General features: G+C 68.8%; 23 protein-coding genes. 18 read left to right on the top strand and 5 right to left on the bottom strand.

The genetic code is table 11. The features are described from left to right. Positions 1-148: 148 nt before the first annotated feature. The 9 genes from V3W47_RS02075 (at position 149) to V3W47_RS02115 (ending at position 8542) form a co-directional block, all read left to right on the top strand. Positions 149-1273: a thiamine pyrophosphate-dependent dehydrogenase E1 component subunit alpha gene (locus V3W47_RS02075; protein ID WP_331823484.1), complete on the top strand. Its 1125-nt coding sequence runs from the start codon at positions 149-151 to the stop codon at positions 1271-1273. Beyond that, complete coding sequence (locus V3W47_RS02080; protein WP_331823485.1) at positions 1270-2295, top strand: alpha-ketoacid dehydrogenase subunit beta; 1026 nt, start codon at positions 1270-1272, stop codon at positions 2293-2295. The genes V3W47_RS02075 and V3W47_RS02080 overlap by 4 nt, the downstream gene beginning before the upstream one ends. Before the next feature lie 7 nt (positions 2296-2302). Next, positions 2303-2536 carry a hypothetical protein gene (locus tag V3W47_RS02085; protein ID WP_331823486.1) on the top strand — a complete coding sequence of 78 codons (234 nt, stop codon included), beginning with the start codon at positions 2303-2305 and terminating at the stop codon, positions 2534-2536. Positions 2537-2612: 76 nt separating this feature from the next. After that, positions 2613-4151: a dihydrolipoamide acetyltransferase family protein gene (locus V3W47_RS02090; RefSeq protein ID WP_331823487.1), complete on the top strand. Its 1539-nt coding sequence runs from the start codon at positions 2613-2615 to the stop codon at positions 4149-4151. Positions 4152-4272: 121 nt separating this feature from the next. Next, positions 4273-4725, top strand: a complete 453-nt coding sequence (locus V3W47_RS02095; protein ID WP_331823488.1) for a hypothetical protein — start codon at positions 4273-4275, stop codon at positions 4723-4725. Further along, complete coding sequence (locus tag V3W47_RS02100; protein ID WP_331823489.1) at positions 4726-5385, top strand: response regulator transcription factor; 660 nt, start codon at positions 4726-4728, stop codon at positions 5383-5385. A gap of 269 nt (positions 5386-5654) precedes the next feature. Next, complete coding sequence (locus V3W47_RS02105) at positions 5655-7043, top strand: sensor histidine kinase (RefSeq protein WP_331823490.1); 1389 nt, start codon at positions 5655-5657, stop codon at positions 7041-7043. Between the two features lie 166 nt (positions 7044-7209). After that, a complete protein-coding gene (gene dprA, locus V3W47_RS02110) occupies positions 7210-8292 on the top strand; it encodes a DNA-processing protein DprA (RefSeq protein WP_331823491.1) in 1083 nt (360 codons plus the stop codon). 13 nt (positions 8293-8305) lie between these two features. Further along, positions 8306-8542, top strand: coding sequence for a hypothetical protein (locus V3W47_RS02115; protein WP_331823492.1), 237 nt, complete (start codon positions 8306-8308; stop codon positions 8540-8542). 53 nt (positions 8543-8595) lie between these two features. Here V3W47_RS02115 and V3W47_RS02120 read toward each other — a convergent pair whose 3' ends face one another. Continuing rightward, complete coding sequence (locus V3W47_RS02120) at positions 8596-8847, bottom strand: hypothetical protein (protein ID WP_331823493.1); 252 nt, start codon at positions 8845-8847, stop codon at positions 8596-8598. Between the two features lie 74 nt (positions 8848-8921). After that, on the bottom strand, positions 8922-9209 hold the full coding sequence (locus tag V3W47_RS02125) for a hypothetical protein (RefSeq protein ID WP_331823494.1): 288 nt from the start codon (positions 9207-9209) through the stop codon (positions 8922-8924). A 47-nt stretch (positions 9210-9256) separates the two neighbouring features. On the opposite strand from V3W47_RS02125, the gene V3W47_RS02130 reads away from it, so the two are divergent. The 7 genes from V3W47_RS02130 to pyk all read left to right on the top strand — a co-directional run bounded on the left by V3W47_RS02130 (position 9257) and on the right by pyk (position 17527). Continuing rightward, positions 9257-10264 (top strand): NAD-dependent epimerase/dehydratase family protein, encoded by a 1008-nt coding sequence (locus V3W47_RS02130; RefSeq protein ID WP_331823495.1) that lies wholly within the window; start codon positions 9257-9259, stop codon positions 10262-10264. Between the two features lie 155 nt (positions 10265-10419). Then, on the top strand, positions 10420-10845 hold the full coding sequence (locus V3W47_RS02135) for a DUF4397 domain-containing protein (protein ID WP_331823496.1): 426 nt from the start codon (positions 10420-10422) through the stop codon (positions 10843-10845). Positions 10846-11026: 181 nt separating this feature from the next. Further along, positions 11027-11437 carry a hypothetical protein gene (locus tag V3W47_RS02140; RefSeq protein ID WP_331823497.1) on the top strand — a complete coding sequence of 137 codons (411 nt, stop codon included), beginning with the start codon at positions 11027-11029 and terminating at the stop codon, positions 11435-11437. Positions 11438-11648: 211 nt separating this feature from the next. After that, positions 11649-13040, top strand: a complete 1392-nt coding sequence (dnaA, locus tag V3W47_RS02145) for a chromosomal replication initiator protein DnaA (protein ID WP_331823584.1) — start codon at positions 11649-11651, stop codon at positions 13038-13040. Between the two features lie 392 nt (positions 13041-13432). Next, entirely contained in the window at positions 13433-14515 is a 1083-nt protein-coding gene (gene dnaN, locus V3W47_RS02150; protein ID WP_331823498.1) for a DNA polymerase III subunit beta, read from the top strand. Between the two features lie 181 nt (positions 14516-14696). Then, positions 14697-15965: a phosphopyruvate hydratase gene (eno, locus tag V3W47_RS02155; RefSeq protein ID WP_331823499.1), complete on the top strand. Its 1269-nt coding sequence runs from the start codon at positions 14697-14699 to the stop codon at positions 15963-15965. 113 nt (positions 15966-16078) lie between these two features. Further along, positions 16079-17527: a pyruvate kinase gene (gene pyk, locus V3W47_RS02160; RefSeq protein WP_331823500.1), complete on the top strand. Its 1449-nt coding sequence runs from the start codon at positions 16079-16081 to the stop codon at positions 17525-17527. A 287-nt stretch (positions 17528-17814) separates the two neighbouring features. Here pyk and tyrS read toward each other — a convergent pair whose 3' ends face one another. Continuing rightward, positions 17815-19050 (bottom strand): tyrosine--tRNA ligase, encoded by a 1236-nt coding sequence (gene tyrS / locus V3W47_RS02165; protein WP_331823501.1) that lies wholly within the window; start codon positions 19048-19050, stop codon positions 17815-17817. Between the two features lie 190 nt (positions 19051-19240). On the opposite strand from tyrS, the gene V3W47_RS02170 reads away from it, so the two are divergent. Both V3W47_RS02170 and V3W47_RS02175 read left to right on the top strand, forming a co-directional pair. Beyond that, the gene (locus tag V3W47_RS02170; RefSeq protein ID WP_331823502.1) at positions 19241-19801 is read left to right on the top strand and encodes an MOSC domain-containing protein; all 561 of its coding nucleotides are present in this window, start codon (positions 19241-19243) and stop codon (positions 19799-19801) included. A gap of 283 nt (positions 19802-20084) precedes the next feature. Further along, on the top strand, positions 20085-20762 hold the full coding sequence (locus tag V3W47_RS02175) for a tRNA (adenine(22)-N(1))-methyltransferase TrmK (protein ID WP_331823585.1): 678 nt from the start codon (positions 20085-20087) through the stop codon (positions 20760-20762). 169 nt (positions 20763-20931) lie between these two features. On the opposite strand, the gene V3W47_RS02180 is transcribed toward V3W47_RS02175, so the two are convergent. Beyond that, positions 20932-21459, bottom strand: coding sequence for a macro domain-containing protein (locus tag V3W47_RS02180; RefSeq protein WP_331823503.1), 528 nt, complete (start codon positions 21457-21459; stop codon positions 20932-20934). Position 21460: 1 nt separating this feature from the next. Further along, a complete protein-coding gene (gene gmk, locus V3W47_RS02185; RefSeq protein WP_331823504.1) occupies positions 21461-22198 on the bottom strand; it encodes a guanylate kinase in 738 nt (245 codons plus the stop codon). Between the last annotated feature and the right edge of the window lie 197 nt (positions 22199-22395).

A 22395-nucleotide genomic window follows, 5' to 3' on the forward strand; every position in this document is an offset into this window, starting at 1 on the left:
GGGAGGGGGAGCCATTCCCCCCCGGCTCACGGTGGGGAGGGGTAGGGCCGACGGGCATGAGCGGTTAGAATGCCTAACGAGCGTTTGCTAGACAGATGGGTGGGACCTCCGCGCGGGGTCCGCGCCCCGTTCGCTCAGGAGGCCACGCATGATTCAGCCGTTCACGTCGGACCCACTGCGTTGGGTCGCTGAAGACGGCCAACCAATCGGCGAACTGCCCGCCCGCTTCACACCGGAGGTGCTGCGGCACCTGCACGGCGAGATGGTGCGTGCGCGGGAGTTCGATCGCAAACTCGTCACCCTGCTGCGGCAGGGCCGCACGACCTTCTACGCACAGTCGCGCGGCATGGAGGCGACCCAGGTCGGGCTGGCCCGGTCTATCCGCGTCGGCCACGACTGGGTGTGGCCGTATTACCGCGACCACGCCCTCGGGCTGGCGATGGGGGTGCCGCTGCTCGACCTCATCAGCCAGTGCCTCGGCACCAACTCGGACCCCAGCCGGGGACGCCAGATGCCGCATCACTTCGGGGCGGCGCGGCAGAACTTCGTGTCGGTCAGCTCCTCCATCGCCTCGCAGGTGCCGCCCGCCGCCGGAAACGCCCTGGCGCAGAAGTATCTGGGCGTGGACGAGATCACCGTCTGCACCTTCGGGGACGGGGCGACGAGTGAGGGTGACTGGCACGCCGGGGTCAACCTCGCCGCGACCGCGCAGGCCCCCTGCCTCTTCGTGTGCGAGAACAACCAGTGGGCGATCAGCACGCCCCTGCGAGCACAGACGGCGAGCGCGTCCATTCACGTCAAGGCGCACGCCTACGGCATCCCCGGCTACCTCGTGGACGGCAACGACATCGTGGCGGTGATGGAGGTCATGAGCCACGTCGCGGCGGAGGTGCGGGCGGGCCAGGGACCGGCCCTCGTGGAGTGCCTGACCTACCGGGTCGGCTCGCACTCCAACGCCGACGCCGACGCCGAGAAGAACTACCGCACCCGCGAGGAGGTGGACGCCTGGGTGGCCCGCGACCCGATCACCCGCGTGGAGCGGCTGCTGGAGCATCTGGGCGACCCCATCACCGCCGAGGAGCGTTCGGGACTGATCGCCGCCACCCACCGCGAGGTCGACGAGGCCGTGCGGCAGGCGGAGGCGACCGGGCAGCCCGACTGGCGCATCATGTTCGAGGACGTGTACGCGGACACGCCGGTTCACCTGCGCGAGCAGGCCGCCTTCCTCCGCGCTGAACAAACCGGAGCTGGGCAGACGGGGGGACGGGCATGACCGCCACGGAACCCAGACCCGGCGTGCAGGCGAGTGCGACCTCCGGCCCACGTACCCTAAACCTCATCCAGGCCATCACCGAGGCGATGCGCGAGGAACTGGCCCGTGACGAGCGTGTGGTCGTCTTCGGGCAGGACGTGGGCGCGCGGGGCGGCGTCTTCCTGGCGACGGCGGGCCTTCAGGCGGAGTTCGGGGAGCGGCGGGTCTTCGACACACCCCTCAGCGAGGCGAGCATCGTCGGCGCGGCGGTGGGAATGGCGGTGCGGGGGCTGCGGCCCATCGCCGAAATCCAGTTCGCGGACTACATGGGGCCGGGCTTCGACCAGATCGTCAGCCAGGCGGCCAAGATTCGTTACCGCTCGGGCGGGCAGTTCACGGCACCACTCGTCATCCGCACGCCGTCGGGCGGAGGGGTCAGGGGCGGACACCACCACAGCCAGAGTCCCGAGAGCTACTTCACCCACACGCCGGGCCTGAAGGTGGTGATGCCGAGCACCCCTTACGACGCGAAGGGCCTGCTCAGGGCGGCGGTGCGCGGCGGCGACCCGGTGATCTACTTCGAGCCGAAGCGGCTGTACCGGGCGGCGAAGGGGGAGGTCCCGGACGGCGACTACACCGTGGAGATCGGGAAGGGTACCGTGCGCCGGGAGGGGAGCGACCTCACGGTCATCGGGTACGGCGGCGTGATGCCCGACGTGGAGAAGGCCGCCGACGCGCTCGCCACCGAGGGCGTGCGGGCCGAGGTCATCGACCTGCGCTCCTTAATGCCGTGGGACCGCGACCTCGTGCTGCGAAGTGTGGAGAAGACGGGACGGGCCGTCCTCGTCAGCGAGGCCCCGCGCACGTCCAACTTCATGGGCGAGGTCGCCTACGTCATTCAGGAACAGATGTTCGACCAACTCCTCGCGCCCGTGATGCAGGTCGCGGGCTTCGACACGCCCTATCCCTACGTACAGGACCGGGTATATCTGCCCGGTGCCAACCGCATCGCGGCGGCCTGCGTGCGGGCGCTCCAGTATTAGCCGTGATATGAGACCCGATCTCCTGCGTCCCCTGCTCGGTGCCATCGGCATCGCCATCGGCTTTCTCGTGTACAGCCTCGCCTACCGGGCACCCGAACCCTGGCCCCGCCTCCTCGTCGGCGGCATGTTCGTCGGCCTGGGCGTGAGCGCCTGGCTCTACGCCCGTGGGGAACGCTGGATTCAGGTTCTCGGGGCAATCCTCTTCGTCTACGGCGTGCTCCGAATGCTGAGCGTCATTTAGAACATCCATACCCGAAGTGGTGGTCGTCAGGGCACCTGCTGACGGCTGACCGCTTCCCCCCGACACCGAGGTCCGAATGAAAGAAGTGCTGCTGCCCGAACTCGCCGAGAGCGTGGTGGAGGGCGAAATCCTGAAGTGGCTCGTGGCCGAGGGCGACCCCGTGGCCCTGGAGCAACCCCTGTGCGAGGTCATGACCGACAAGGTGACGGTGGAACTCCCCAGCCCCGTCGCGGGTGTGCTGCGCCGCCGCCTCGCGCAGGAGGGGGACGTGGTGGCCGTCCACGCCGTCATCGCGGAGATTGACGAGGAGGGGGCCAGCAGGGGAGGGGAGAGGCCGACTCCCGACGCGCAGACGACGAACACCCCCCTTCCCGTGCAGGCCGAGGAAGAACGCGCCCAGGTCATCGGGGACGCCGCCGACGGGGGAAGCATCGTGGAGGCGGGGCACCACGCCGCGCGCGGGGAGGACGACGCGAGCCTCTTCAAAGCGTTCGCCTCCGACGAGGTGGTGACGGTGCCCGGCCTGGGGAATCGGGGAGGGGCCGCCACGGCCACCCTCGCCCCTCCGATCCAAACTCCTCCCACCACACCTCAGAACGGGGGCCGGGTCCTCGCCGTGCCCGCCGCGCGTCAACTCGCCCGGCAACTCGGGGTAGACCTAGCCCAGGTGCGCGGCAGCGGCCCCAACGGGCGCGTGCGGGTGGAGGACGTGAACGCCCACGCTCAGGGCACGCAGGCGGCGCAGGCGAGTCAACGCATCACGCCCCCAGCTCCAGCTCAGTTCGCCGAAGTTCAGGCCCCACAAGCTCCTACCCCCGAATCCCAGCCCGTCCGTCCGCCCGCCCAGAAGGGCACCTCCGGCCTCCCCGTTCCCCCCGTCCAGTACCGCACGCCGAAGGGCTACGAGCACCTGGAGGAGCGGGTGCCGCTGCGAGGGATGCGCCGGGCCATCTCCAACCAGATGCAGGCGAGCCACCTCTACACGGTGCGGACGCTGACGGTGGACGAGGTGAATCTCACCCGGCTGGTGGAGTTCCGCGACCGGGTGAAGGGCGAGGCGCAGGCGGCGGGCGTGAGGCTCTCGTACCTCCCCTTCATCTTCAAGGCGGTCGCGGCGGCGCTGCGGAAGTACCCCAGCCTCAACTCCTCCTTCGACGAGGCGACGGGCGAGATCGTCACCAAGCGGTACTACAACCTCGGCATGGCGGTCGCCACCGACGCGGGCCTCACCGTGCCCGTGCTGCGCGACGTGAATACGCGGAGTATCTACGACCTCGCGCACGGGGTGACGGACCTCGCGGGGCGGGCGCAGGCGGGCAAGCTCACGCCCGACGAGCTGGCGGGCAGCACCTTCTCGGTCACGAACATCGGCTCTATCGGGGCGCTGTTCTCCTTCCCCATCATCAACGTGCCCGACGCGGCGATTCTGGGCGTGCACTCCATCCAGAAGCGGCCTATCGTCAATGAGCGGGACGAGATCGTCGTGGCCCACATGATGTACCTCTCGCTGAGCTTCGACCATCGCCTCGTGGACGGAGCGGAGGCCGCGCGCTTCTGCAAGGAGGTCATCCGGCTGCTGGAGAACCCCGACCGCCTGATGCTGGAGGCGATGTGATGAGGGCAGCGCCGCTGAGCTTAAATCTCTGACCAACGGGGCATCATGGGTGCGTCAGCTTGACACCCTAATGTGAACGTTCGTAGGCGTGGCCCTCTGCCGCGTCTTAGGATGAGTGACCGTGAGAAGACTGACCCTGCCCCACATCCTCGCGCTCCTGGCGCTGCTGACGCTCGCCGCCCCGGCGGGGGCGCTGAAGCTCATCGTCTGGGACCGCGAACTCCAGACGAAGCTGGGGTACGGGGAGACGACCGACAAGGGCATGACCGTGCAGCTCGTGAAGGATTACAACGGCCCGGTGGTGGCGCTGTTCTCCCGCGAGGACGACGAGAAGGCCGCCGGGCTGTTCCCCAGCGTGCAAAGCCGCTACGACGGCTTCCTCCGGGGCGGGCAGCTCACGCTGGAAACGCCGAATGGCAGCCTGAGCCTCGCCCGCTTCCTGAACGGCCTGAAACTCGACCTGCTCTCCCAGCCGAGCGGGCAGGCGCTGTCGCTGCCGGGCCTGCGCGCCGCGACCGAGCGGGCCGGGTCGGGGCCGGGCCGCCCGCTTCCCCCCCTTCCAGGAGGCCGCTGAATGCTCGCCCAGATTCTCGTCGTGGAGGACGACCCGCACCTCGGGCCGCTCCTCAAGGAATACCTCTCCGCCGACTACCTCGTGCAGCACGCCTCCACCCTGCGGGACGCGCAAGGCTGGCTGGGCACCCACTCCGCCCAGCTTATCCTCCTCGACCTCAACCTGCCCGACGGCGACGGCCTCGACCTCGTGCAGTCGCTCCGGCAGTATTCCAGCACGCCCGTGCTCGTGCTCTCGGCCAGAAGCGGCGTGCAGGAGCGGGTGGCGGGGCTGAACGCGGGGGCCGACGACTACCTCACCAAGCCCTTCGCCATGCCCGAACTCGACGCGCGGATCACGGCCCTGCTGAGACGCACCGCCGCCGGAACGGGCGTAAATCTGGGGAATACCAGCCTCTCGACGAGCAGCCTCCTGCTGACGGTGAACGACAAGAGCGTGAACCTCACGGAACACGAGGCCCGCATTCTGGAGCTGATGATGCGTACGCCGGAGCGGGTGTTCAGCCGTGCGGATATCGAGTCGCACCTGTACGGCTGGGAGACCCCCAACTCCAACTCCGTGGAGGTCCGCATCTCGCAGCTCCGCAAGAAGCTGGAGCAGGCGGCCTCGGACCTCCGCATCCGCACCATCCGCAACGTCGGGTATGTCCTGCAAGCCTGAGCCGACGTGTCCTAGACTTCGCCCATGACCCTTCTGCCCGCCCGCCCCGCGACTGACTGCCGGGGCGGGTGTGTCTTTGCTTATGGTTGGCGACTGGCGACGAGGGACCGACGACGGGGAAGTTTGAATCTACGTTCTGGGGACGCGACGCCCGCTCACCCCCTCCCAGCCTCCCCCCTCAAGGGGGAGGGGCAAAAGAACACGGCAGCCCTCTTGCCGTCTCGCTGGCGACTGGCGGCTGGCGGCTGGCCGCTCCCCGGAGCCACCCCATGACCCGCCCCGCCCCCCTCCGCACCGCCCGCGTCGCGTGGCGTCACAGCCTGCGCTTCCGGCTGGCGCTCGTCTATACCCTGGTGGCGCTGGCCCTCATCAGTGTGATCGGGCTGGGCGTGATGACGCTGCTGCTGCGGCAGATGGACACCCAGTTCCAGACGCGCCTGAACGAGCGGGCCGACAGTCTCGCCGAGGCGTTCGTGAGCCGGGGGCAGAGCCTGGGGAAGTCACCCGGCGGCACGGGCGTCTACACCATGATTGTGGACGAGGACGGGCGCGTGCTGGCCGCCACGCCCAGCCTGCGGCAGTACGAGGGGGCACCCTTTCCCTTCGAGGGGCAGGCGACGGTGCAACTCGGCGACTTCCCGGCGCGGACGACGACCCGGCTGTTGGAGGGCTTCGGGACGCTGTGGGTGGCCCTGCCCGAGGAGGCGCTGCTGGACGCCCGGCAAAGCGCCTTGAATGCCCTGCTCCTCGCGCTCCTCACCACGCCGGTCCTGATGCTCATCCTGGGATGGTGGGTGGGGCGGCGGGCGCTGGCGGACCTGGGGGGGGCCGCCGACCTCGCCGACCGGATCGATCCCACCCGCAGCCTCGCGGCGCTGCCGCTGCCCGCCCGGCAGGACGAGGTTCACCGCCTGCTCGCGGCGCTCAACCGCCTGCTGGTGCGGATCGAGGCGGGGCAGGCACGCGAGAAGCAACTGCTGGGGCAGATCGTCCACGAACTCGGCGCGCCCCTCACCGTCCTCAAGGCGAGCCTCGCGCGGGCCACCGAGCGGACGGAAGACCCCGAGGTTCTGCGGGCGGCCCTCGTCGCCGACGAGCTGACCTTCACCACGCAGGACCTGATGCAGCTCGCGCGCGGGCAACTGGAGATGAAGGTGGTCTGGCACTTCATCCCGGCGGCGACCCTGCGCGGGCGGCTCGACCGGCTGGTGCCCGGCACCACCTTCGCGGGCGACTGGGACGGCATGATCCTGTGTGACCCCGACCGGCTGACGCAGGCGCTCCGCAACCTCCTCGCCAATGCGCGCCGCGCCGCCGGGACGGAGGGGCAGGTGTCCGTCGCCCTGTGCGAGACCTCCGAGCACGTGACCTTCCGGGTGCGCGACTCTGGCCCCGGCCTGCCCCCCGAACTCGGCGAGCGCATCTTCGACCCCTTCGTGAGCGGCAGCGGCTCCAGCGGCCTCGGCCTGAGTGTGGCCCGCCAGATCGCGGCGCTGCACGGCGGCACCCTCGTCGCGGGAGGTGCGCGGGGAGGGGGGACCCTCCCCGGCGAGGCGGTCGGCGGTGCCCAGTTCACCCTCACCCTGCCCGGCGCGGCCCTCGGCGACGACGAGGAAGAGGAGTTCGGGGAGGAGCGGGAGGCGGTGGCGTCGCGGTAGGGCGAGGGTCGCCGGTCGCAGAACAGGACTTGCCAGAACAGGACTTGAAGGGGCGGAGCGTCCTCCCGATTCGGGAACGCTCTGCCGACTTCCGGAACGCCGCACCCCCCGAATCCCCCCGACGAATCTCTCCTCCCCAACGCGCCCGCCCCGTTATGCTGCCCCAGTGACCGCCGCCGTCCACACCTCCGCCTCCGAGTTGCGCGCCCTGCTCACCCTGCGCTTCACGCCACAGCTCGGACCGCGCCGCATCGAGAGCCTGCGGCGGCACTTCGGGAGCGCGGAGGCGGCGTTGCGCGCGCCCCTGACGACCCTGCGCGCGGTGCCCGGCCTGGACGCCAAGTCGCTCGCGGCCCTCGGCTCGGCGAAGGCGGGGGAACAGGCGGAGGCCGAACTGGACAAGGCGCGGGCGGAGGGTGTGACCCTGCTTGGGCGGGGGCTGGAGGGCTACCCGCCCGCGCTGGACGCCCTGGGGGACCCGCCGCCGGTCCTGTGGGTGCGCGGTGAGCTGCCCAGCTTCCCGGTCGTGCCCCGCGCCGTCGGCATCGTGGGAACGCGGGCGGCCAGCCCCCACGCCCTGAGCCTCACGCGCGCCGTGGCCGCCGACCTCGCGCGGGCGGGCGTGACCGTCGTGAGCGGCCTCGCGCGGGGCGTGGACACCGCCGCCCACGAGGCGAGCGTGGAGGCCGGGGGCGTCAGCGTCGGGGTCCTCGGCAGCGCCGTGAACCACATCTATCCGCGCGAGAACGAACGCCTCGCCGCGCGCCTCACCCTGATCAGCGAGTACCCGCTCGGCACTGGTCCGGCGCAGCACCACTTCCCGACGAGGAACCGCCTCATTGCGGCCCTGAGCGCGGGCACTCTCGTTGTGGAGGGCGAACTGAGGAGCGGCAGCCTGATCACCGCCACCCATGCCCTCGAATGCGGGCGCACCGTCTTCGCCGTGCCGGGCCGCGCCGGGGACCCCCGTGCCGCCGGTCCCCACCGCCTGCTCCGTGAGGGGGCCGTCCTCACCGAAAGCGCCGCCGACCTCCTCACCGAACTCGGCTGGGGCGAGGCTCCCGCCGCCCCCCTCCCCGACCTGCCGCCCGATCAGGCCCGCGTCCTCGCCGCGCTGACGGCCCCCGCCACCCTCGACGACCTGCACGCCGTGACGGGCCTGCCCCTGCCGGAGTTGCAGACGGCGCTGGTGATGCTGCACCTCATGGGGCTGGCCGAGGAGGTCGGGGGCCGCTGGGTGCGGCGGTAGGGGAGGGGAGACGATGCCGAGCAGCACCACCGGAACCAGCTTGGAGCGCCTCGCCGTGCGCGTCCTGCTGCGCCTTCAGGCCGAGCCGAACACGTACACCGCCCGCAGTCTCGCCCGCGTTTTGGGTGAGTCGCCCAACCGGGTCAACCGCGTCGTACAGGCCATTGAGGCGGAGATCGGCGTGGAACGCTCGGGACCGCACGGCACCCTGCGCGTCCTTCCGCCGGGGGAGGGGAGGGGCGAGGGCTAGAGCCTTCGGGCCTTTTCCTGGCGACTGGAAGCTGGCGACTGGCGACCCCTGCCCTACAAGTCGCTCGTCCCCGTCACACCGCCCCGCCCGTCCGTGATCAGGCCCTCCTCGTGCCCGCCCTCGGGGTCGAGCGGGGTGCCGGGAAGGTCGGGGGGAGTGTCACCCTCCTCGGGGGTCTCCGTGTCGTCCCCGAAGGCGGAGATGCCCTCGATGCTGCCCGCCTCGCCCGGTGCCCCCGCGTGCCCCGGCGTGTCCTCGGTGATGCCCGTCATACCGCCCGTCGCCAGCGATCCGTCGTCCGTCATCGCGCCACTCCTTTCAAAGCCGTACAACAAGTCCCTACAGTCAAGCTCCCCCAGCTTAGGGGCTGAAGGCACGCTCAGGCATGTTGGGGACCGTAATCCTTCTCCACACTGACGCGCGGCGGGCCGGGGAGTTGGACGCCCTCCCGCGCCTCGTCGAGCAGATCGTCCATCTGCCCGAGCAGCCCGACCGTCAGCGTTCCGCCCGTCCCGGTCAAGCCCGCCGCCGCCGGGTCGAGGACGACCGCCCAGCCACCACCCGGCCACTCCACCCGCGCCGTCAGCGCCTCGCCGCGTGTCAGGGCCGCGACCTCCAGATCGTCGAGGCGCACGCGGACACGACCGGAGGCGAAGCGGACCTTCAAGACGACCCTGCCATAGGGGACATGCTAGCGGCGTGGGATGCTGGGGCATGACCAAGACGACCTTGAGCGTCCTCGTGCTGGGTGGGACACAGTTTGTCGGGCGGCACATCGTGGAGGCGTTGCTGGCGGGCGGGCACCGAGTTAGCGTGTTCACGCGCGGGCGCACGCCGGACGAGTTGCCGGGCGAGGTCGAGCGGCTGCACGGCGACCGCGACGGCGGCACGGCGGGCCTCTCCGCGCTGGAGGGCCGGACCTGGGACGCCTGCGTGGACGTGAGCGGCTACATGCCCCGGCAGGTGCGCGCGAGCGCCGGGACGTTGCGGGAGCGGGTGGGCCGCTACGTGTTCGTCAGCACCGTGAGCGTGTACGCCGAGCAAAGCCGCCACCCCATCCGCGAGGACGACCCGCTCTTGCCGGAGGCCGGGGAGGACGTGACGGAGGTGACGGGCGAGACCTACGGGCCGCTCAAAGTCACCTGTGAGCGCATCGTCCGCGACACGTTCGGAGACCGCGCGACCGTCATGCGTCCGCAGATCGTGGCCGGGCCGCACGATCCCACCGGACGCTACACCCGCTGGGTGGACCGGGTGGCGGCGGGGGGTCTTTTCCTCGCGCCCGGAGACGGTTCGGACCACATGCAGGTCATCGACGCCCGCGACCTCGCCCGCTTCACCGTGACGGTGCTGGAGGAGGACGTGCCGGGCGTATTCAACCTCGCCGGGCCACGCCTGACCTGGCGCGAGTTCGTGGACGCGGCGCGGGAGGCCACTGGGTCGAACGCTCGGCCCGCCTGGGTGGACGTGGACACACTGGAAGCCCACGGCATCGGCTGGCGGGAGTTGCCCGCCTGGGTTCCTGCTAACGGTGAACAGGGCGGCCTCATGGACGTGGCGAACGAGCGGGCGCGAGCGGCGGGCCTCATCCTCACCGACCCGGTGACGACGGCACGGGACACGCGGGCCTGGAGCGCGGGCACGCCGCAGAAGACCTTTCTCACCCCCGAACGTGAGGCGGAAGTGCTGGCGGCCAGAGGCGAGGGGGCGGAGCAAGGCTGAGCCGTTTGTGGCTCTGGCATGAACCTGGGCTTCATCCCCGCTGCACGGGACCTTCGAGGAGGACGCGCGGAACGTTGATTTCCGGCGCTTAACCTGCGGGCATCAGGAAAGGCGAGCGTCGCCGACCTGCAAACCCCACCCGGAGGAGAACGACCATGACCCAGCCCCGCAAGACCGCCCTGACCACCGCCGCCCTGCTCCTGACCGCCGCGATGACCCTCGGTGCCGCCGGTGCCCAGACGATCACCGGGACGACGGGCACGGCGACCGCCCACCCGAACGTCCTCTTCCTGGCCGACACGGGCCGCGCGGGGGCGGTGGACGTGGAGGTGGACGGCACCCAGATTCAGACGAACGTGCGTGCCAGCGACCGCGCGAGCGCCCTGCGCCTGACCCCCGGCACCCACGCCATCACCGTGAAGGCGAGCGTCGGCGGCGCGACCCTGGCGACGACCACCCTGAACGTGATGGCGAACAGCCTCTACGCCGTGAGCCTCCAGAACGACGAGGACACGATGGGCTACGAACTTGCCCTCGCCAGCGGCGATACTGCGGTGAGAACGGCGGTGAACGTCCACTGAGCCGCTCCCACCCCATCCACCCCCCACCCCGTCCCGGACCACCCGAGGCGGGGCTTTTCATGTCGGCAACGGTTTATGAGGCGGATGACCTGCCCGGTCTTGAGCGGACTCTCGTGCAGGGGAGAGGAATGGGTCGCTAGGCTCTGGAGAGGCAAGCCGACCGCCCCTGGAGGAACCACCTATGCACCCACGCCCACGCCCCACCCTCGCCCCCCTCGCCCTCGGCCTCCTGACCCTGGGAACCCTGATCGGATGCGCGCCCGCGACTTCCACCCAGGCTCTCCCCGGACAGGCGTCCTCTCCCGCCGCCCGTACGGACACCGCGACCGTATTCTTCCGCTCCCAGACGCAGCGGGCGGGCGACGTGGACGTGGTGCTCGACAACCGTACGGTCCTCCTGCGGCAGGTGCGTGCCAGCGCCCCCTACCGGCCCATCAGCCTGCCCCCCGGACGCCGGACCCTCAGCGTTCAGAACTCGCTCAACGGCACCTTGCTGGCGGACATCAGCGTGGACCTTCGGGCGGGAGGCACCTACGGGCTGATCCTGGCGGTGGACGCCGTGACCAACGAGTACGTCCTGGTGTTGGAATAGGAGAGCTGGACTGGGAGAGCGGCACGGCGTCCGACCCCGTGACCTTCTCCTGACGGACCATGTACCCTCCCGTCGTCGCGCGGCCCCCTCCTCTTCGAGCGGGGCCGTTCTGCTGTTGTCTCCCAGCGGTGAGAAGGTAGGCCCGGCGGGAAAGCCCGAAAAAGGGCGGGTGGTATGCTGGCCCCCGTTCACTTGGGGGGAGGTGCCCGTTATCTCGCAGGAAATCTGGGCCGACGTGCTCGGGTACGTCCGCAAGAACATCACGGAAGTCGAATTCCACACCTGGTTCGCGCCCATGAAGAATCTGGGCGTGCAGGACGGCTCGCTGGTGCTGGGAGTCCGCAACTCCTTCGCGCAGGACTTTGTGCGGCGGCAGTATCAGGGGCTGCTGGAGGACGCATTGCGCAACCTCGGCGCGCAGAATCCGCAGGTGAGTTTTCAGGTGCTGCCCGCCGTGCAGGAGGCGATGATCCTGCCGCAGGACCCCCCACCACCACCGTCCCCGCCGGGCAGGCCCCCGCTCCGCTCCGGCGGCCCAGCAGCGCCCTCCCCCGGCGAGAACCGCAAGAGCCTCAACCCCAAGTACACCTTCGAGAACTTTGTGGTGGGGCCGAACAACAACCTCGCGCACGCGGCGGCGCTGGCGGTCGCCGAGTCACCCGGCAAGGCGTACAATCCCCTCTTCATCTACGGGGACGTGGGCCTGGGCAAGACGCACCTGATGCACGCGGTCGGGCATTACATGGCCGAGCGCTTCCCGGAAAAACGCATCGAGTACGTCTCCACCGAATCGTTCACGAACGACCTGATCAACGCCATCCGCGACGACCGGATGACCCAGTTTCGCAACCGCTACCGCTCGGTGGACCTGCTGCTCGTGGACGACATCCAGTTCCTCGCCGCGAAGGAGCGCACGCAGGAGGAGTTCTTCCACACTTTCAACGCGCTCTACGAGAGCCACAAGCAGATCATCCTGAGTTCGGACCGCCCCCCGAAGGACATCCAGACGCTCGCCGGACGCCTCCGCAGCCGCTTCGAGTGGGGACTCATCACCGACATCCAGTCGCCGGAATTCGAGACGCGGGTGGCGATCCTGAAGATGAACGCCGAGCACAACCGCATCGACATCCCGCAGGAGGTCCTCGAACTGATCGCCCGGCAGGTGACGAGCAACATCCGCGAGCTGGAGGGCGCGCTGATGCGGGTCGTGGCCTTCGCCAGCCTGAACAACGTGCCCTTCTCCCGCGCCGTCGCCGCCCGCGCGCTGAGCAACGTGTTCACGCCCCACGAGGTCAAGGTCGAGATGATGGACGTGTTGCGGCAGGTCGCCGGCCATTTCAACCTCCCGCCGGAGGTCATTCGCGGCTCCGGGCGCGTGCGCGACGTGGTGGTGCCGCGTCAGGTCGCCATGTACCTCGTCCGCGAGCTGACCAGCCACTCCCTCCCCGAGATCGGCCAGTTCTTCGGGCGCGACCACTCCACGGTGATGCACGCCGTCTCCAAAGTGACCGAACAACTGGGGCGGGATTCGGAACTGACCACCTCGGTAGATGCCCTTCGCCGCCAGATCAAAGGTGAGTCAGATGAGGAAAACTTTGCGTAGTTTCATACTTTTTTCCTGTCAGAACAAAATAAGTTCCAAAATCCGTTCCAAACACCTGTGCAAAGTTTCACGATCTGTGGATAACCCTGTGGATAACCTGTGGATAAGTGCCGTTTTCCTGTGGATAACCCTGTGGAAAACTAGGCCACTTATCCACAGGCTCCGGAGCCTGTGGATAACCCCCCGAGTTATCCACAGGTTATCCACAGGTTTTGGGGGTTATCCACAGCCCCCCTGTGGAAAACTTTTCGGCTCTGGGAGCGGATGAAAGCGACTTATCCACAGTTTCCACAGGACCTACTACTATTACTACTATCTTTTTATCTTTTACAAAACAGTTAAAAGATAAAAGATAGGAACCCACCCGGAGAGGGAAGCAGGAGAGAGGAAAGATGAGAGCGCACGTCACCAAGAAGACCCTGAGCGAGGGACTCGGCCTGCTGGAACGGGTCGTCCCCAGCCGCAGCAGCAATCCCCTCCTGACCTCGCTGAAGGTGGAGGCGTCCGACGCCGGACTGACCCTGAGCGGCACGAACCTGGAAATCGACCTGTCGTGCTTCGTGCCCGCCGAGGTGCAGGAGCCGCAAAGCTTCGTGGTGCCCGCCCACCTGTTCGCGCAGATCGTCCGCAGTCTCGGCGGCGAACTCGTGGAGTTGGAGATCACCGGAGCCGAACTCGCCGTGCGCGCGGGCGGCAGCGACTTCAAGCTCCAGACGGGGGACCTCGACGCCTACCCGCCCCTGAGCTTTCCCACCCACGCCGACGTGAGCCTCGACGCCGCCGAACTCGCCCGCGCCTTCGGGAGCGTGCGCTACGCGGCGAGCAACGAGGCGTTTCAGGCGGTCTTCCGGGGCATCAAACTCGAACACCGCGCCTCCGGTGCCCGCGTCGTCGCCTCGGACGGCTACCGGGTCGCCATCCGCGACTTCCCGGCGAACGGCGACGGCAGGAGCCTGATCGTGCCCGCCCGCAGCGCCGACGAACTCATCCGGGTCCTCAAGGACGGCGAGGCCCGCTTCACCTACGGCGAGGGGATGCTCAGCGTCACCACCGACCGGGTGAGGATGAACCTCAAGCTTCTCGACGGCGACTTCCCCGACTACGAGCGGGTGATCCCGAAGGACATCAAGCTTCAGGTCACGCTGCCCGCCACGACGCTCAAGGAGGCCGTGAACCGCGTGGCCGTCCTCGCCGACAAGAACGCGAACAACCGGGTGGAATTCCTCGTCTCCGAGGGCAAGCTCCGGCTCGCCGCCGAGGGCGACTACGGGCGGGCGCAGGACACGGTGGACGTGGTGCAGGGCGGCACCGAACCCGCGATGAGCCTCGCCTTCAACGCCCGGCATGTGCTCGACGCCCTCGGCCCCATCGAGGGAGAGGCCGAGCTTCTCTTCTCCGGCTCCACAAGCCCCGCCATCTTCCGCGCGAGCGGGGGAGGCGGCTACATGGCCGTCATGGTCACGCTGCGCGTCTAAGGGGCCAGCCAGGGGCAAGGAGGGGCATGTTTGCCCGTGGGTCTTGTGGAGGCTGGCACCTGCCGCCGGGAAGCACCCCGTTAGACTGGGTGTAAGCACTGCCGCGCTGAGGGCGCTTATAGTCTTCGGGGAACAGAGCGGCACAAGCCCGGCGGTTTGAACTCAGGGGAGGAAGGCAGCCATGAACATCGAGAGAGTGATCGCCCGTGAAGTGCTCGACTCGCGCGGAAACCCGACGGTGGAGGCCGAGGTCCACCTCGACAGCGGCTTTTCGGGGCGGGCCATCGTGCCCTCCGGGGCGAGTACGGGCACCCACGAGGCGCTGGAGCTGCGAGACGGTGACAAGCGGTACGGCGGCAAGGGTGTCCTCAAGGCCGTCCAGAACGTGAACGAGGCCCTCGGCCCAGCCGTGGTGGGGCTGGACGCCTCCGAGCAGGGTCTGGTGGACGCCGCGATGCTAGCGCTGGACGGAACGGGCAACAAGGGCCGACTCGGCGGGAACGCGGTTCTCGCCGTCAGCCTCGCCACCGCCCGCGCCGCCGCAAACGAGCTGGGCGTCCCCCTGTACCGCTACCTCGGCGGCAGCAACGCCAAGACGCTCCCTGTCCCGATGATGAACGTCATCAACGGCGGTGCCCACGCCGACAACTCGGTGGACTTTCAGGAGTTCATGGTGATGCCCGTGGGCGCGTCCTCCTTCCGCGAGGGGCTGCGCTACGGGGCCGAGACCTTCCACGCGCTGAAAAAGGTGTTGAGCGGGCGCGGGTACAACACGAACGTGGGCGACGAGGGCGGCTTCGCGCCGGACCTCAAGAGCAACGAGGAGGCGCTGGAGGTCCTGCTGGAAGCCATCCAGAAGGCCGGGTACGAGCCGGGCAAGGACATCTGCATCGCGCTCGATCCCGCCGTCACCGAGCTGTACAAAGGCGGCCAGTACCACCTGGAGAGCGAGGGGCGCACCCTCTCGACCGCCGAGATGGTGGACTTCTGGGCTGACTGGAGCAGCCGTTATCCCATTATCTCCATCGAGGACGGGCTGGCGGAGGACGACTGGGACGGCTGGCAGATGCTGACCCAGCGCATCGGCGACCGGGTGCAGCTCGTCGGCGACGACCTGTTCGTGACCAACCCGGAGCGGCTGCAACGCGGTATCGAGACGGGCGTGGGCAACGCGATTCTCGTCAAGGTGAACCAGATCGGCTCGCTCACCGAGTCGATGGACGCCATCGAACTCGCCAAGCGCAACCGCTACGGCACGATCATCAGCCACCGCTCCGGGGAGTCCGAGGACGCCTTCATCGCCGACCTCGCCGTCGCCACGAACGCCGGGCAGATCAAGACGGGCAGCGCCAGCCGCTCGGACCGTATCGCCAAGTACAACCAACTGCTGCGAATCGAGGACGCGTTGGGCGACGCGGCGGTGTATCTGGGACGCAAGGCGTTGAGATAGGGGGGGTAGGATTTAGGGATTGGGGGTTAGGAACATCTTTTCCTTAACCTCTAATCCCTAACCCCTTGCCCCGCGTGGAATCAATTCCAATTCAGGAAGACAGGTATCCCCACATGAAACACTTTGATAGGGCCACCAAGATCGTCGCCACCATCGGCCCGGCGAGCCGCAACCCGGAGACGCTGGGGCGGATGATGGACGCGGGGCTGAACGTGGTCCGCATGAACTTCAGCCACGGCGACCCGGAGGACCACCGCCAGACGTATACGATGGTGCGCGAACTCGCCGCCGAGAAGGGCCGGGCTGTCGGCATCCTGCAAGACCTTCAGGGACCGAAGATTCGGGTGGGCCGCTTCCGTGAGGGGGCGGTCACGCTGGAGACGGGGCAGCCGTTCACGATCACGATGGACGACGTGGAGGGCGACGCGCAGCGGGTGGGCAGCACGTACAAGGGGCTGGCGATGGACGTGCAGCCGGGCATGCTGCTGCTGCTCGACGACGGCAACCTCGCCCTGCGGGTAACGACGGTGCGTGGCAACGACGTGAATACCACCGTCGTGACCGGCGGCGTGCTGAAGAACAACAAGGGCATCAACGTGCCGCAGGCCGAGCTGACCGTGCCCGCCCTATCGGAAAAGGACGTGCAGGACATGGAGTTCGGGGCTGGGCTGGGGGTGGACTGGGTGGCCTTGTCGTTTGTGCGCTCGCGGGACGACCTGCTCCTCGCCCGGCACTACCTCGCGCGCTTCGGCAGCCGGTCCAAGCTGATGGCGAAGATCGAGAAGCCGCAGGCGGTGGACCGCTTCGAGGACATCCTGCGCGAGGTGGACGGCATCATGGTGGCGCGCGGCGACCTCGGCGTGGAGATGCGGGCCGAGCAGGTGCCGACGATCCAGAAGCGCCTGATCCGCCTGTGCCGCGAGGCGGGCAAGCCCGTCATCACCGCCACGCAGATGCTGGAGAGCATGATCAGCCTCCCCAGGCCCACCCGCGCCGAGGCGTCGGACGTGGCGAACGCGATCTACGACGGCACCGACGCTGTGATGCTCTCGGCGGAGTCGGCGGCGGGGCAGTACCCGGTCGAGGCTGTCGCCATGATGGACCGCATCGCCCGCGAGGCCGAGGGGAGCGAACACTACAAGCTCCTCCAGCAGCAACTCGTGATCGACACCGAACTCGCGCAGGACTCCATCGCCTATGCCGCGTGTTCCATCGGCGAGAAGCTGGAGATGCCCGCCATCGTCACCTTCACCAGTACGGGCGGTGCCGCGACCCGCATCGCCAAGAACCGCCCGCCGCTCGCCATCCTGGCCCTGACGCCCAACGAGCAGACCCGCAATCAACTCGCGCTCTCGTGGGGCATCGTGCCCATGCTCAGCGAGGACCCCCACGACACCGACGACATGGTGCGGATCGCCAACGACGAGCTGAAGAAGAGCGGCCTCGCCGACGTGGGCGACCGTTACGTGATCACGGCGGGCGTGCCCTTCGGCGTGCGCGGCACGACCAACATGCTGCGCGTGGAGAGATTGCGCGAGGAGGACCTGAGCGACCGGGTGTAACCCCGAAGGCTCAGGCCATCCTGAACCGTACCTCACCCAACCTGACCGGCCCACCACCCGCGTGTGATGGGTCGGTCAGATTTTTATCCACAGGGCGCGGACTTTTCCACACTCAGACTGTGGATAACTCTGAGGCTGGACGGCAGGAAACATGCGCCACGACGTTATCCACAGCTTTGGAGGTTATCCACAGCGTCCTGTGCATAACTTTTCGACTCGGCACGTCTCGTCTGGTGGCCTCTGATCCCACAGGAAGCCCAGGAAGGCCCCTCGGAGGGCGGGAGGCGTCAGGAACCTGGGACGAGGCGTGCGAAGCGGTCCTTGCCCTTCTGAATGACCGTGCCGCCCGCTTCCAAGCTCAAGCGACCCTGGGGTTCGAGGTACGTCTCGCCGTTCAACTTGAGGCCCCGGTTCCCGATGAGCTTACGCGCCGCCCCGAGGCTGGGTTCCAGACCAGCGAGGACGACCAGGCGGGCCATGCTCACCGTGCCGTCCTCGCCCAGTTCGGAGACGGGAACCTGCACGGTCGGGATGTTCTCGGGGATGCCGCCTTTGGCGACGGCCTTGAAACGCGACTCGGCGGCCTCCAGATCAGCATCCGGGTGGAATCCAGCGACCACCTCGCGGGCGAGTTCGCGGTGGGCGGCGACGGGGTGCCCGGCGAGGAGGTCGGTGATGCGCTCGCGCGGCAGGTCCGTCAGCAGCGTGAGGTAATTGTCCAGCAGCGGGTCGGGCACCTTCATCAGCCCGGCGAACATGGCGTGGGGTTCGTCGGTCAGCCCGATGTAGTTGCCGAGGCTCTTGGACATCTTCTCGGTGCCGTCGAGGCCGACGAGGAGGGGCAGGGTCATCACGACCTGGGCTTCCTGCCCGTAGTCGCGTTGCAGGGCGCGGCCCACGAGATTGTTGAACAGTTGGTCGGTGCCGCCGAGTTCCACGTCGGCATTGAGGGCCACCGAGTCGTACCCCTGCGTCAGCGGGTACAGGAGTTCGTGCATGGAGATCGGCGTGCCTGCACTCAGACGCTTGGAGAAGTCGTCGCGCTCCAGAATGCGGGCGACCGTGTAGCGGCTGGCGAGCTGGATGATGTCGGCGTATCCGAGCTTTTCCAGCCACTCGCTGTTGTAGCGGACCTCCAGCACCTCGGGTTCACTGCGGAGGATGAGCCTGCACTGTTCGAGGTAGCTGTGGGCGTTGGCGCGGGTTTCCTCCAGCGTGAGGGGCGGGCGCGTCTTGGACTTGCCGCTGGGGTCGCCGATCATGGCGGTGAAATCGCCGATCAGCATGATGACCCGGTGCCCGAGGTCCTGAAACTGCCGCATCTTGCGGAGGATGACGGCATGCCCGAGGTGCAGATCAGGGCGGGTGGGGTCCGCGCCGAGCTTGACGCGCAGGGGCTGGCCCGTCTCCCGGCTGCGCTCCAGCTTGCGCCGCAGGTCGTCCTCGCTCACGAGGTCCACGACACCGCGTTTGAGAATGGCGAGTTGTTCGTCTACAGGCACGTTCCGGCGAATCTCGTTCATGTCGGCTCCAGACAAAGAAAGCGGCGCACCGGGAAAGACCAGTGCGCCGCTTCGGGTTGGATTTCGGGCTGTGACTGACCCTACCCCACCGTGCGGCGGAGTGGATAGGAACGTCGGGTCAGACGCCTCATGCCGGGCAGTGTAGCAAGCCGTCACCCAGTCCGCGCGGCGTGGCCGCTACCCTGGCCGCGTGAAGACCATCTTTGAGCTGCGCGCGACCTTCCCCCGACCGGGCCGGGTGGAGTGGATCGGGCTGCGCGAGGCCCGCCGGGCACCCGTGCGGAGCGTGCCGCAGGCCGAGGCCCACCCCCTCGTCGGCCTCATCGGCGACCACGGCAAGACGCTGCCCACCCGCCTCCGGGCGCTGACGGGCGAGCCGGGGGAAACGGCAGCGCCCTCGCCCACCGCTCAGACCATCCCCGGCGGTCCCGGAAAGCGGCAGGTCACGCTGCTGCTCGCCGAACATCTGCCCGTCATCGCGGCGCTCTCGGGGCTGGAGGTGGTCACGCCGGAGATGCTGCGCCGTAACGTGCTCGTCTCCGGCCTCTCGCTCCTCGCGCTCAAGGAGGCCCGCCTCCAGATCGGTGAAGTTGTGTTGGAGGGGACGGGCGAGTGTCACCCCTGCTCGCGGATGGAGGAGGAGCTGGGGCCGGGCGGCTACAACGCCGTGCGCGGCCACGGGGGCATCACGGCGCGGGTGCTGCGGGGCGGCGTGATCCGGGTGGGGGACGAGGTGCGGCCTGTGACGTGAGCTGTCGTAGTGGACGTGCGGACGTTGTTCTGGCGGCAGGGGGTTAGAGGAACCGGGTCGAGGGCAACCCCTCCGCCCCTTCGGGGCACCTCCCCTTACAAGGGAGGCAAAACATCAGGCTCCCCTTGAGGGGAGCCGGCTGAGGGTTCGCACGCCGCGCACTTGAACCTGATCCATTCCCAGCCTTCACGACAGCCCTACTGAACGCTGTCGGCTGGCCACTCCTTCCACCCCTATCATGCTGCGGATGACCCCGCCCTCGTCCCAGCCGTCGCCCGGACGAATGCCGACCCCCGCCCTCGACGCCCGGCTGGAGGCGGTCCTGTCCCTCATCTCGGCCCAGGCCCACGCGGACATCGGCTCGGACCACGCGAAGTTGCCCATCCGCCTCATTCGGGAGGGGCGGGCGCGGCGGTGCGTGGTCGTCGAACTCAATCCCGGCCCCCTTGCCCTGGCGCGGCGGAATGTGGCCCGCGTCCGCCTCGGTGATGTGATCGACGTGCGGGGGGGTGACGGCTTCACGCCCCTGCGGCCCGGCGAGGTGGATAGCGCCAGCGTGTGCGGCATGGGGGCGGGCACGGTGGCGGCCATCCTGCGGCGGGCGGAGGAAAGGCTGCCGCCTGCCCTCGTGCTGCAATCCAACGACTCGGCGCGGCCCCTGCGGGTCTGGGCGCGGGAACACGGCTACCATCTCACCGACGAGCGCCTGATTCCGGGCTACTGGCCCTACCCGGTGCTGCGGCTTGTGCGGGCAGATGGCCCCGACCCGGCCTATACGGGTCTGCCCGAGGCTGCCGCGCTGCGGTACGGTCCCCACCTTCTGCGCTCGGGGACGGGTGTGGTGCGGCAGCTTGTGGAGGCCGACATCGCCCGCCTGACGCCCCTCGCCATGCCGGGCCGCACCGCTCAGACGGAAGTGGACGAGGCCTTGAGCGCCCTCGCCGTCCTGAACAGGGAATAAAAAAGCCGCCCTCGTGGGCGGTGATGGTCAGAAAGATAGCGTCTTATGCGCGGGAAGTCAAGTTATGCGTTTGTGCTTTGGGCAGAAACGTCAACGCTGCGTTCGACACGCAGTTTTCACCCCGCTCCATCCAGGCGGGAGGAAGGGACGGCTATGCAAGCCCGGATGCTCAGGCCTCCGCCCTGCCCAGCCTCTCCAGCGCGCGCCGGAAGGTGTTGAGCGTCCCCCCGTCGTACAGGACGAGGCGCACAGTCAGGTCGGGGTGGCGGGTGAGTTCGTCGCGGAGGGTCCGCAGGGTGACGGTGGCGGCCCCCTCCAGCGGGTAGCCGTAGACGCCCGTGCTGATGGCGGGAAAGGCGACCGAGGCGCAGCCGTTCTCCACGGCGAGGCGGACGCTGTGGCGGTAGGCACCCGCCAGCAACTCGGCCTCACCGTACCCGCCGCCGCGCCAGACTGGCCCGACCGCGTGGATGACGAAGCGGACGCCCTGCGCCTCCAGCCGGAAGGCGGGCGTGATGACCGCTGTGCCCGTCGGCGTGCCCCCGAGCGTGCGGATGGCGCGCAACAGCTCCGGCCCGGCGGCGCGGTGAATCACCCCGTCCACGCCCCCGCCGCCCATGAGTTCCCTGTTCGCGGCGGTCACGATGGCGCAGGTTCGCTCCCGCCCGATATCGCCCTGCACGAGGTCGAGCGGCATCTCAGCTTCCGACGACGCGGCCCAGGTCCTCGGAGGTCAGCGCGGTGCTGCGGACCGTCCCGGCGAGGTCGGCGGCGGCGTGGTCCTCCGGGGTCCACCGTTCGGGCGGAAGCTGCCTGGCCCGCTCGGCCCGCTGGACGGCGTGGAGTTCGGCCACCGCGCGGTCGAGGTCGTCGTTCACGACCACGTAGCGGAAGGCGTGCGCCTGGGTGATCTCGTCGCGGGCGCGGGCCAGCCGCTTTTCGATGCGTTCGGGCGTCTCGGTGGCGCGGCCCACAAGGCGGCGGCGCAACTCGGTGAGGCTGGGCGGCATGATGAACACGAGGATGGCCTCGTCGCCCATGCGGTCCTTGACCTGCATCGCCCCCTCGACCTCGATTTCCAGCACCACGTCCTGCCCCCGGCTCAGGGCCTCCTCGATGGGTTCGACCGGCGTGCCGTAGTGATTTCCGACGAACTGCGCGTGCTCTAGAAAGCCGCCGCGCCGCGCCTTGTTCAGAAACTCCTGTGGGGTCACGAACACGTAGTCCACCCCGTCGCGCTCGCCGGGGCGGGCCTCGCGGGTCGTCCACGAGGTCGAGTAGAACACGTCCTGCCCGGCCAGCCACCGCTCACGCAGGGTGCCCTTGCCCACGCCGGACGCGCCTGTGATGACCAGCAGCAGTCCCCGCTGGGAGGTGGGAGAAGGAGAGGCGGTGTCCGGGTCGGGGGTGGGAACCGTGTCGGGCGAGGCGGCCATACGTCCGGACAGCATACGGGCGCGGGGCGGGAGGGCGAAAGGGTGCCCCCCCCCGTTCCGCACCTGCTGGAAAGGTCCGCTCTGAGGGCACGCGTCTAGGGCGGCGGACACAGGCGGGGGTCATGCCCAGCGTCGGCGACGCATCAGACCTCCGGCAAGAGACGCAGAGGGCAGAAAACGGAAGGCCGACCGTGAGG

Source organism: Deinococcus sp. YIM 134068 (genome assembly GCF_036543075.1).
GTDB lineage: Bacteria > Deinococcota > Deinococci > Deinococcales > Deinococcaceae > Deinococcus > Deinococcus lichenicola.

Bases quoted from the DNA above. Each gene is read 5' to 3' on its own strand.
- V3W47_RS02130 (WP_331823495.1), top strand. From the start codon at position 9,257: ATGACCAAGACGACCTTGAGCGTCCTCGTGCTGGGTGGGACACAGTTT.
- V3W47_RS02100 (WP_331823489.1), top strand. From the start codon at position 4,726: ATGCTCGCCCAGATTCTCGTCGTGGAGGACGACCCGCACCTCGGGCCG.
- V3W47_RS02105 (WP_331823490.1), top strand. From the start codon at position 5,655: ATGACCCGCCCCGCCCCCCTCCGCACCGCCCGCGTCGCGTGGCGTCAC.
- V3W47_RS02140 (WP_331823497.1), top strand. From the start codon at position 11,027: ATGCACCCACGCCCACGCCCCACCCTCGCCCCCCTCGCCCTCGGCCTC.
- dnaN (WP_331823498.1), top strand. From the start codon at position 13,433: ATGAGAGCGCACGTCACCAAGAAGACCCTGAGCGAGGGACTCGGCCTG.
- V3W47_RS02075 (WP_331823484.1), top strand. From the start codon at position 149: ATGATTCAGCCGTTCACGTCGGACCCACTGCGTTGGGTCGCTGAAGAC.
- V3W47_RS02080 (WP_331823485.1), top strand. From the start codon at position 1,270: ATGACCGCCACGGAACCCAGACCCGGCGTGCAGGCGAGTGCGACCTCC.
- V3W47_RS02135 (WP_331823496.1), top strand. From the start codon at position 10,420: ATGACCCAGCCCCGCAAGACCGCCCTGACCACCGCCGCCCTGCTCCTG.
- V3W47_RS02085 (WP_331823486.1), top strand. From the start codon at position 2,303: ATGAGACCCGATCTCCTGCGTCCCCTGCTCGGTGCCATCGGCATCGCC.
- tyrS (WP_331823501.1), bottom strand. From the start codon at position 19,050: ATGAACGAGATTCGCCGGAACGTGCCTGTAGACGAACAACTCGCCATT.
- eno (WP_331823499.1), top strand. From the start codon at position 14,697: ATGAACATCGAGAGAGTGATCGCCCGTGAAGTGCTCGACTCGCGCGGA.
- V3W47_RS02090 (WP_331823487.1), top strand. From the start codon at position 2,613: ATGAAAGAAGTGCTGCTGCCCGAACTCGCCGAGAGCGTGGTGGAGGGC.
- V3W47_RS02175 (WP_331823585.1), top strand. From the start codon at position 20,085: ATGCCGACCCCCGCCCTCGACGCCCGGCTGGAGGCGGTCCTGTCCCTC.
- gmk (WP_331823504.1), bottom strand. From the start codon at position 22,198: ATGGCCGCCTCGCCCGACACGGTTCCCACCCCCGACCCGGACACCGCC.
- pyk (WP_331823500.1), top strand. From the start codon at position 16,079: ATGAAACACTTTGATAGGGCCACCAAGATCGTCGCCACCATCGGCCCG.
- V3W47_RS02180 (WP_331823503.1), bottom strand. From the start codon at position 21,459: ATGCCGCTCGACCTCGTGCAGGGCGATATCGGGCGGGAGCGAACCTGC.
- V3W47_RS02115 (WP_331823492.1), top strand. From the start codon at position 8,306: ATGCCGAGCAGCACCACCGGAACCAGCTTGGAGCGCCTCGCCGTGCGC.
- V3W47_RS02120 (WP_331823493.1), bottom strand. From the start codon at position 8,847: ATGACGGACGACGGATCGCTGGCGACGGGCGGTATGACGGGCATCACC.